The 9,985-nt window shown below is 32.4% G+C and carries 10 protein-coding genes; 5 read left to right on the top strand and 5 right to left on the bottom strand.

Going from position 1 to position 9,985, the window contains the following annotated elements:
• Positions 1–180 (bottom strand): hypothetical protein (locus ACP5S8_RS07040; protein WP_461876262.1); only part of this gene is annotated, 180 nt, incomplete at its 3' end.
• 150 nt (positions 181–330) lie between these two features.
• Complete coding sequence (locus ACP5S8_RS07035; RefSeq protein ID WP_461876261.1) at positions 331–2,076, bottom strand: ABC transporter substrate-binding protein; 1,746 nt, start codon at positions 2,074–2,076, stop codon at positions 331–333.
• 62 nt (positions 2,077–2,138) lie between these two features.
• Between ACP5S8_RS07035 and ACP5S8_RS07030 the strand changes: the two genes are divergently transcribed.
• Genes ACP5S8_RS07030 through ACP5S8_RS07010 form a run of 5 tightly spaced genes read left to right on the top strand, consistent with a single transcriptional unit; the run spans position 2,139 to position 7,778 of the window.
• Entirely contained in the window at positions 2,139–5,186 is a 3,048-nt protein-coding gene (locus tag ACP5S8_RS07030) for an EAL domain-containing protein (RefSeq protein WP_461876259.1), read from the top strand.
• Positions 5,187–5,221: 35 nt separating this feature from the next.
• A complete protein-coding gene (gene queF, locus ACP5S8_RS07025) occupies positions 5,222–5,608 on the top strand; it encodes a preQ(1) synthase (RefSeq protein ID WP_461871058.1) in 387 nt (128 codons plus the stop codon).
• Entirely contained in the window at positions 5,609–6,577 is a 969-nt protein-coding gene (locus ACP5S8_RS07020; RefSeq protein WP_461876258.1) for a hypothetical protein, read from the top strand.
• Positions 6,559–6,990 carry a hypothetical protein gene (locus tag ACP5S8_RS07015; protein ID WP_461871060.1) on the top strand — a complete coding sequence of 144 codons (432 nt, stop codon included), beginning with the start codon at positions 6,559–6,561 and terminating at the stop codon, positions 6,988–6,990. The genes ACP5S8_RS07020 and ACP5S8_RS07015 overlap by 19 nt, the downstream gene beginning before the upstream one ends.
• On the top strand, positions 6,987–7,778 hold the full coding sequence (locus ACP5S8_RS07010) for a PDZ domain-containing protein (RefSeq protein ID WP_461876257.1): 792 nt from the start codon (positions 6,987–6,989) through the stop codon (positions 7,776–7,778). Before ACP5S8_RS07015 ends, ACP5S8_RS07010 begins: the two co-directional genes overlap by 4 nt.
• Before the next feature lie 84 nt (positions 7,779–7,862).
• Here the strand turns inward: ACP5S8_RS07010 and ACP5S8_RS07005 are convergent, their stop codons facing one another.
• The 3 genes from ACP5S8_RS07005 to ACP5S8_RS06995 all read right to left on the bottom strand — a co-directional run.
• On the bottom strand, positions 7,863–8,420 hold the full coding sequence (locus tag ACP5S8_RS07005; RefSeq protein ID WP_461876255.1) for a thiamine phosphate synthase: 558 nt from the start codon (positions 8,418–8,420) through the stop codon (positions 7,863–7,865).
• A 5-nt stretch (positions 8,421–8,425) separates the two neighbouring features.
• Complete coding sequence (locus ACP5S8_RS07000; RefSeq protein ID WP_461876254.1) at positions 8,426–8,710, bottom strand: hypothetical protein; 285 nt, start codon at positions 8,708–8,710, stop codon at positions 8,426–8,428.
• Positions 8,711–8,728: 18 nt separating this feature from the next.
• Positions 8,729–9,985 (bottom strand): sensor domain-containing diguanylate cyclase (locus ACP5S8_RS06995; protein WP_461876252.1); only part of this gene is annotated, 1,257 nt, incomplete at its 5' end.

Here is a 9,985-nt window from a genome sequence, read left to right as displayed (position 1 = left end):
AGCGGCAGCTTTACAGCTAAAATCCATGATAGACACGTTGTAAATAGGGCTTGAGCATTTTGGTACCGGAAGTTGCATTTCTTTTACCTTTGTATCAGCAAATGTCGTCCCAAGAAGCCCCAAAAATGACAAGCTTATCACTACTTGCTTAAAAGACTTGTAAATTGCTTTTTCTAACATAAAACACCTCCAACGATTTTGCACTATTATATCATATTTTAAACCGATTTTTTTTCAAATTTCTGACAGTGTAAAATTCGCTTATATGTTTAAGAGTTAACAAAATACTTAACAAGACCCTGAGAAGAAAATCGTATAAACTGATAATTTTTACCTTTCAATATACATATAATCTTTTTTGTAAAAGCCCCAAACTGTAGGATAAAAGTTTTTCATATAATATTTTGAAGATATTAGGCTTTTAGGAGTGACTATAAAAACCATAGGTTGGTAATATTCTATGAGATAAAAGGCGGCTCTGTAAATGGCTATACGTTTTTTAATATTTGTAGTCTTGGCTCCTTCGTCAAAGAGTACGTCAAGTTCCTTTTCCCATATGGTGGCTGGCTTTTTCTCTAAAGGGTGCCATATGTGTAAAGAACCGCTTGAATACCAAACGTTTTTACCATCGTTTGGGTCAATAGAACCAGTAAGCCCTATCAAAACACTTTCCCATTGATAAGGTGGTGTTGTAAGTTTAGATACCAAAGAGTTAAAATCTATTGGTTGAAATATAATTTTTATACCTATTTTTTCCAAGTCTTCTTTCACAATGGCTCCTATATATTTTCTATCTTGGGCATCTGAGTTTGTGATAAGGCTAAATTCTACTCTGTGGCCGTATCTATCGTAAAGTTTCTTGTGTTTATAATAAAATCCTGCTTTTATAAGAAGTTTTTTGGCTTTTTGCAGGTTAAAAGGAAATTTTTTGAATAAACCCTTTTTATAGTAAGGTCTGTTAGCTGGGGTTATAGGTCCGTAAAGGGGGCTTGCCATGTTGTTGTAAACCATCGAGGCTATTGTCTTTCTGTCTATGGCGTAAGATATGGCTGTCCTAAAAAGTCTGTTTTGAAACCATCTTAGCTTGTATTTTGGTATATGGGCGTTAGGATTTTGGTTAAAGGTTATAAACGTTATGGTAGGAGTATCCCCTAAATCGTATACTGTTATTGGGGTTTTTGGCTTGTTTAAAGCAAAGTAAGATAAATCCTCTGGTGATAGTCCAAGGTAAGATATATTTCCTTCTAAAAATTGCATAAGAGCTATATTTTTATTTTGAATTATAAAAGCTTCGATACGTTTTATATATGGAAGCTTTTTTGAGCTTTTATAATAATAGGGATTTCTTTCGTATTCCACATATTGACCTTTTACGTATTTAACAAGTTTGTAAGGGCCGGAGCCTACTATCAGTGAAGGTTTTTGAGATACGCTCCAAAACGTATTAAAGGTATTTTGTTTTACAGCTTGTTCTAATATATGCTTTGGTAGTATGGGCGCGCTTATAGCTTGTAAAAACGGCGCGAACTTATGGGGCAAGTCAAACTCTACTGTATTTTTGTTTAGCGCTTTTACCTTGAAGGGTTTGCCATTCACCGACAACGTATCCTTTATAGAATTTGGAATATGAGGATTATAATATATATCGTTGTAGGTAAAAGCTACATCGTAAGCGGTTAATGGTTTCCCATCTGACCATTTTAAACCTTTTTTAAGGTAAACTATGTAGGTTTTTCCGTTGTTTAGTATCTTCCAAGAAGAAGCAAGTTCTGGTTTTACACTCATATCTTTTAAATTAAGTTTTGTAAGCCCGTTAAAAAGAGGGGCAATCACGTCTGTGGAAGATGTTTCTTGAGCTAGCACTGGATTTAACGTTTTAGGGTCTGAAGCCAAAACGACGTAGGCAATTTTAGATTCTTTGCCAATGGATACGTATGCTTTGGTAAGATTTACAGTTTTTATAGGGATGTTGGAGATTCTTGGGCTTTTAGAAAGATAGATAGGTAAAAAACATGCCAGCGAAAACAAAACACCGTTTAGATATGGACTTTTAAATATCTTAAAAGCAGAAAACATAAGAATAATTATAAAATACAAACGAAATATATGATATATTAATATTCTTATGTAGGTGTTATATGATAAGGTTTGAAGTGTGTCCTCACGATACAGAGTTTAAAGAAGGTTTGGAGAAATGGCATAAGACAGCAGGTTATATATCATCTATTTTAAAGGATGATGTAGTATTTGAAGGTGTTAAGGATTATAAAGAGGATGTAGAAAATATCGATGAGGGAAATAGCGATTTGGTGTATACATATGTAGAAAAAGCATATGAGTTATATAAAAATGGTTATAAACCTCTTGGTAGGATAAAAGGAGAAATAGACAGTTTCTTGATAGTGGGTTTTAAAGAACAAATAGAAGAAAACGATACAATCGTTACATCGTTAAGACCCGCTTTTTATATAATACCTATATTAACTCTGGACGAAATAAACTTTGAAAATGTTAGGTTTGAGTTAAAAAAGACTCAAAAAGATATATATAAGGCCGTTATAAGCAAAGAAGCAGATTTTGGAATAATTTATAAAGATAGCTATCTTTATTTAAAAGATGCTTATGGTGAAATACCTGTAGTAAAAGAAATAAAAACAAATTTCACACACTTTTTCATGGTAAAACCTCATTTGTACGAAAAATTAAAAGGTGTACTTTTAAAAATTGATAATTTTGAGCTTGTTGAAGAAGAGGAATTTTTACAAAATATGAAATTTGAGATAGATGTTAAAAGCATAAACAAAATAAGAAACCTTTTTGATGTGGTAAGTACTATATTTAATTCAGAAGATATAGGGCTTGCTATCTACGGCAAGAATGTATTGTACAAGAATCCTCTTATGAGAGAGCTAGTTAAAGATAATAATATAGAAAACTTATTTAAAGAAAAAACAGAAGAGGTAAGAAAAGATTTAGAAAATAGAGAAAAAGGAAACTATTTTAGAAAAGATTATAAAGAGTTAAAAATAAACAACAGATACTTTAACGTATTGGAAGAAACAATTTACTATAACAACGGTTTTAAAGGATTATCGCTTTTTATTGATGTCACAAAACAAATCAAGTTAGAAAAACTATATATCATGTTGTCAAAATTGATACATGCGGCAATAAGCATAGATACAGAACAAGAGTTATATAAAAACATATGTAGTTTGTTAGTGGAGAACGGTTATACTAAACTAGTTTATGTAAGCCTACCAGATGAAAATGGTGAACTAAAGAAAGCGTTTAGCTGCGGTACTGAAAACGCTGAGGCAAAAGAGTCTAGTTTAACCAAAGAATTAACGTTAAAAGCTTATAAAGAAGGAAAAATAATTGTTGAAAACTCAAAAGAATATTCAAAATCTTTTGCAGCAATCCCAATAAACAACAAAGGCAAAGTGGTAGCGGTACTTACAATATGTAAACCAGAGCTTGACTATTTTAACGAAGAAACAAAATACATACTTAAAGAGATACAACAGGAGATAAGCTACGCCTTAGAAAAGTTAGAAGATATAAAAGAGAACAAAATACTAAGGATATCTATAGAAAACTCTAAAGAGTGGGTTGTTATCACAAACGACAAAGGAGAGATTGAATATATAAACGATTATGCTCTAAAGCTAAGTGGATATACAAAAGAAGAGATATTGGGCAATAAACCATCTATGTTCAAATCTGGTTATCAGGACAAAGAGTTTTATAAAAAACTATGGGATACCATATTAAATAACAAAAAGTTTGAGGGTATTATTATAAATAGAAAGAAGAATGGAGAAATCTTTTATTTAGACCAAGTAATAATACCTATAGAGTTAAAAGATGGGACAAAGAAGTTTGTTTCTATAGGAAAGGATATAACTGCGGAGAAAACCTTATCTCAGGAAATAGATAAGATAAAGTATTACGATATCGTAACAGGGCTTTACAACATAAATAGTTTTATATTCAAAGCTTCTGAAGCCCTTTCAAGTACAAAAAATATGGCAGCATTGCTTCTTATAGATATAGATAATTTTTCTTACTACAATAAAGCCTACGGAATAGAATTTGGAGATAAGATCTTAAAAGAAGTTGCGAAAAATATAAAAAGTTATATTAAAGAAGAGGATATAATAGCAAGAACCGGAGCAGACGAGTTTTCTATCTTGTTTATCGATATAGAGGAAAGTAAGCTTATGAGTTATGTAAATAACATAGAATCGCTTATAAAAAAAGAATTCTTTATAGATGGTAAAACCATCAAACTTCATTTTCATAGCGTATTGGCTATATATCCAAACGATGGAGAAAGCATAGAAGCTCTTTTAGAGAATGCAAGTTTGGCTATCAAGCTAGCTAAAAAAGAAAATGAAGATGTCACAAAATTTTTCAATAAAGACTTAGAAAAGCAAATAAAATTTATATCAAAAGCACTATCTCTTATAGAAAAAGCTGTAAAAGACGACCTTTTCATATTTCATTATCAGCCCTATTTTGATGTAAAAACCGGTAAGGTGATGGGCTTAGAAGCCCTTGTTAGAATTAAAGATAAAGACAACATATATTATCCTAAAGATTTTATAGATTTTTTAGAGAGTTCTCCGTATCTAGAGATGTTTGAAAGATGGGCCCTAAGAGAAGTCTCAGAAAAGATTAAAAAATGGAACTTGCCCATAAGCATAAACATATCTGCGAAAACTTTTAACAAACCTCACTTTATAGATGATATATATTATTATACAAAAAACTTATCGGCGCCTTTGGTAATAGAGGTAACGGAAAGGCTTTATATAGACAACATAGAAAAGGCAAAACTAATAATACATAAGATTAAAGAGCTAAATGCGAAGATATCCATAGACGATTTTGGAACAGGATATTCGTCTTTAGCTTATTTAAAGGACCTCAATGCGGATATATTAAAAATAGATATGTCTTTTGTAAAAAATATGACTCAGGATAGAAAATCTGCGGCTTTAGTAAAGGCTATTATAGATATATCTAAAGAGTTTGAAATAAAAAATGTAGCAGAGGGTGTAGAAACCATAGAGCAATACGAAATGTTAAAAGATATGGGAGTAGACTATGTGCAAGGGTTCTTGCTGTCAAAACCTTTACCAGAAGAGGATATAGATAAGCTTTTAAAAATCAACGATTGACAAAACCTTTAACTTGTATTATCATTATACCCATTATGCAACAAGAGAAAAAGTACGGTGAAATTGAGATAGAGAAAGCAGCTTTAGAACCATGGGAAAACCCATCAAAAGAAAACGATTACATCGTTGAAATGTCTTTTCCAGAGTTTAGTTGTCTTTGCCCTAGGTCTGGATACCCTGATTATGCCACTATTAAAATTAGATATATACCAAACGAATATATTGTGGAGTTAAAATCTTTAAAACTATGGTTAAATTCTTTTAGAAATCAGTATATATCTCATGAAGCAGCTACAAACACCATATACAACAAACTTTTTGAGCTTTTAAAACCAAAATTTTTAGAGGTAATAGGAGATTTTCATCCAAGAGGGAATCTTCACACCGTAATAAGAGTAAGGTCTGATAAAAAATATGATTAAATGCTCATAAAGGGTATATATTTAGACAGTTCAGTAATTCTAAGAAAAACAAAAAATTCTTTTGAAATATTAGAGAGTCAAGACAAAGAAGATGTAACGGTTAGGGTGCTATCGGTCAAAGATGCTATTTTAATAAAGGATACTTCAAACATCGATTCTAACTTAAACATAATTGATATATCCGGATATAGGTTTTTAACCAAAAAGCCTGTAGATTTTGATGTAGAAGATATATGGGCATTGGCTCTTTTGAGGGCTCTTGATGTTATGCAGTATGACAACCTTTATGTGGTGTTTAAAGATGTTTACGCTTATTTGCTATGTAGAGTAGAGAACAAAGATATTGTCTATTATGAGGTAATATTTGACAAGGATGAACTTGCCGATAGGTTAAACACGATCGAAGGAGATATACTTTACGATATAGAGGATATCAAAGTCCCAAATTTAAGAGCTTTGCCCATGCTATACGTTAAAAAGGGCGAGCTTATAGCTTTTGGCGGTGCTTTAAAAAAGGTAAAGGATAAGTTTAATCGGATTCAAACGATATCTTTCCAAAAGCTAAAAAAAGAGCTTGTAAGTATGGGGATTTTTGTTGTGGGGATTTTAATAAGCTACGCAATATTTCTTTTGTCGGTAAATTATCAAATAAAGATGGTAGGGAACAAAGAGAAATACGTTTTTGAAAAAGCTTTTCCAAACACACCGATAGTGGATATAAAAGAGCAAACAGAAGCTTCTATAATACCAAAAGATAGCTTTAGACTTTCTAAGCTTCTTCTAAAAGCCTATAAAAACTTACCACCGGATGCAAAGGTATACGAGCTTTTTTACAAAGATAACGCCCTAAGTGTAAAATCAGAGATTAGCTCGTATGAATTGAGCTCGTTGGAGAATGTTATTTCTTCAAGAAATCTAAGTCAGGAAAACAAACAAGAGGTGATTCAAAGATGGAGCTTAGGAAGATAGATAAAATATCACCAAGGTATGTTTATTTTATATATAAGATAAGGTATATTTTATATTCGGTAATTTTTATAACTATTTTTCTTGTAGCTTTTAATAGTGTAAAAAAAGAAAAAGAAAAACTGTACAACGAGATAGCCCAGTATGAACGCATAAGTTTTCTCATCAAAAACGGCAAACCAAAAACAAAGACTTTAAATGAAAATTATATTAGAGCCCTGTTTTCAAATACAAAAGTCGATTATATAAAATATGAAAACGGTTTTTACAACATAAAAGCATCAAACGTCGACGTTAAAACACTTGCCAACATAGTTTATCAGATAGAAAACGATGGTTTTAAGATAGCTTTTTTAAAAGCTAAAGACTATACGGGAGAACAAAACTTTGATGTTCTTATGGAGATAAGCCCTTGAAAAAGCTTTACGCAACCTATAGCCTAACAGTAGGTATCTTGCTTATACTTACAAGCATTTTATCTTCTTATTACAACATTAAAAGCCTAAAAGTTGTGTTAAATCAAGAAATACCAACAATACCAGCTTCTTTTAACGAAAATGATTTAATGGAAGCTGTAGGTAAGTTTGTTCATCAAGAGAAAACCATTAAAACCGCTAAGCCAAATTCGAGCATGGAGGTGCTTGCTATAGCTTATAGTACAAATCCTGCTTATTCTATGGTGCTTGTAAACTCTAGCTGTGGTAAAAAGGTGCTTATGGTGGGGGACAACTTTTGTGGTTTTACAATAGAACAGATAAAACCTTTTTATATAATAGCAAGCAGCAACGGTAAATCTCTCACTCTCAAACTTTCAAAAGGCACTAAAGGGACTACTACCACCAACCCAAGTGGTCTTCCATCTTTAAAAGAGCTTTTGTCTAATAACTCACATCAAAATACCACAAGTATGACCATAGATAGAAACAAGTTGCTTGAAATCACATCAAATCCATACAAAATGTTTAGCGATATAGACCTTGTACCTACTTCAAAAGGTTTTATGTTTAAAAGCGTAAAACCAGGATCACTGTTTGCGCAAATGGGCATAAGACCAGGTGATGTACTCTTATCTATAAACAACGAAAGTCTAAACTCTCCAGAAGATGCCTTCAGAATACTAGGTACCCTAAGAAACAGCAGCAGCTTCAGCGTTAAAATCTTAAGAAACAACCAACCTCTAACGATTAATTACAGGGTGGAGTAGAGGTGCAAAGCGCTTTTTCAAATGTATAGAGGCGCTACGGGCTTTTTCAAATACAGAGGCGCCACACGCTTTTTCAAACGACTCTTATAGGAAAAACCTTATAGAGGCTATACCGTAAACACCAGTATTTAGCACATCGTCTATGTTTTGTTTTGTAATACCACCAAGAGCGTATACGGGCTTTTTAGAAGATCTTACAACATCTTTTAAATAGTCCAATCCAAGAGGCTTAGCGTTTTCGTGGCTTTTCGTAGGAAAAATAGGGCTTAGCGTTATATAGTCAGCACCTTTGTTAAAAGCTTCCAGCGCGTCTTCTTTCGAGTGAGCAGAATACCCTATTATTTTATTTTTAAATACACTTTTCACAACGGGTATATCTATAGCGCTTGATGGAAGATGCACACCGTCAGCCTCCACCGCCATGGCGATATCAAAGCGCTCGTTTACAAAAAATAAAACATCGTAATTTAACGTGATATCTCTTATGGCTTTTGCATACTCGTAAAAGTATTTTCCTTTCAAGTTTTTAGCCCTTAGCATAATGCTTGGTTTGTAAGTTTCTACAATCTTCTTTGTTTTTTCGACTATATCGTCTTTAAATACATCAACATCGACTATTGCGAGATATTTTGAAAGTTCCATAAGCCTTAAACTAAAGACATCAGTATACCAGCCGTAAAAACCCCAAAATATATAAGCAAAAGCGCATTAAAAAGTCCTACATCTTTTATATCCTTATCGTAAGCTTTTGGAAATTCTTTATCTCCTTTGGCTCCTAAAATCACAAAAACCTGGAAAAGAAGGAGCATAAACATAAAAAGACTCCCAAATATGAAGTTTCTGTCTGCTAGAAAACCCATAGCCATAACCGATAATCCAACAGAGGTGACATAAATCACCAGTTCAATTATATATTTTTTGAACAGTTCCATATAAACCTCCTATATCTATTAATTATATACCACTCTATTTTTACCTAACTCTTTTGCTTTGTATAGCCTCATATCAGCTACTTTTATTAATTCTTCTAAGTTTTTGGCATCGTCATCAAAGGTAGCCACACCAAAAGACGCAGTTATATAATACTTCTCATAAATGTCATCTGTATTTAGCGTACTTGCATCTTTTGGTAAAGTTGTAGGTTCCAAATAGTTTGCATAAAACATTTTACTTGATAAAGCATCCTTTATTCTATTTGCTGTTTCGGTTGCATATTCTTTAGGTGTTTCTGGAAGCACTATTGTAAACTCCTCACCACCATACCTAGCAAATATATCTGAAGCTCTTATGCTTTCTTGAATAACTTTAGATAGATGCTGTAAAGCCATATCTCCTGCTCTATGACCGTATGTATCGTTAAATTTTTTAAAGTTATCTACATCCAACATAATAATCGACAATTTGGTTTTATATCTCAGAGCTTTTTGAAATTCCTTTTGCAATACCTCGTCTAAAAATCGCCTATTGTAAGCGTTTGTAAGAGGGTCTCTTATAGAAAGCTCTCTATTTATCTCTATGAGTCTTAAGTTGCTAACTACAGGTATAAAAGCCTCTATAAATTTATTTATTTTATTTTTTATATCTTCATTGAAAAAATGCTCTTTAGAAGACATTAGAGTTAAGATAGCTGTGGCGTTTGTTATATAAACACCGCCTATAAAAATAGGTACGCACATATAAGATTTTATAGAGGATCCTAAAGCAACCCTAGGACAGCCGTAATCTGTGCTGATATTGGAAACTGCTAAAGTAGTTCCAGATTTTACAACTTTACACAAAGACGGATTATCTTCTAAACAGTCCCTTATCCACACGTTGTTCCCGTCATGCGGTTGATATATGCTTTTTGTCTTTAGCAAATAAGAGGATACAATTTTGTTTAAAGATGGATTTAGCTTGTACATATGTACGTATTCTATTCCTAACCTCTTTAAGTAATGAATAAGTATATCGTAAGCTTCATCTTCTTGATGTGCTTTGGAAAGATCCGTGATAAAAGAATAAAGCATATTTAAATCTTTGTTTGTATTTTTTAGTTTTTCTTCTATGATTAACTCTTTTGATATGTCTCTTGCTACTACTAGTATATGTTCATTGCCGGTGTTATTTTCAAATTCTACTTTTGTTGCTACTACATGCACTGGTAAAAAGTTTCCATCCTTTTTGATATACACTCGTCTTCCTACCACTTTTCTATTTTCTTTTAC

The organism is Hydrogenobaculum sp., from assembly GCF_049967395.1.
Classification (GTDB): domain Bacteria; phylum Aquificota; class Aquificia; order Aquificales; family Aquificaceae; genus Hydrogenobaculum.
Note: the sequence above shows the minus strand (reverse complement) of the source record. Positions and strands in the feature narration are given on the sequence as shown.

Coding starts and splice junctions, on each gene's coding strand:
- ACP5S8_RS07015 (WP_461871060.1), top strand. CDS start 6,559: ATGGAGCTTAGGAAGATAGATAAAATATCACCAAGGTATGTTTATTTT.
- ACP5S8_RS07030 (WP_461876259.1), top strand. CDS start 2,139: ATGATAAGGTTTGAAGTGTGTCCTCACGATACAGAGTTTAAAGAAGGT.
- ACP5S8_RS07005 (WP_461876255.1), bottom strand. CDS start 8,420: ATGGAACTTTCAAAATATCTCGCAATAGTCGATGTTGATGTATTTAAA.
- ACP5S8_RS07000 (WP_461876254.1), bottom strand. CDS start 8,710: ATGGAACTGTTCAAAAAATATATAATTGAACTGGTGATTTATGTCACC.
- queF (WP_461871058.1), top strand. CDS start 5,222: ATGCAACAAGAGAAAAAGTACGGTGAAATTGAGATAGAGAAAGCAGCT.
- ACP5S8_RS07035 (WP_461876261.1), bottom strand. CDS start 2,076: ATGTTTTCTGCTTTTAAGATATTTAAAAGTCCATATCTAAACGGTGTT.
- ACP5S8_RS07020 (WP_461876258.1), top strand. CDS start 5,609: ATGCTCATAAAGGGTATATATTTAGACAGTTCAGTAATTCTAAGAAAA.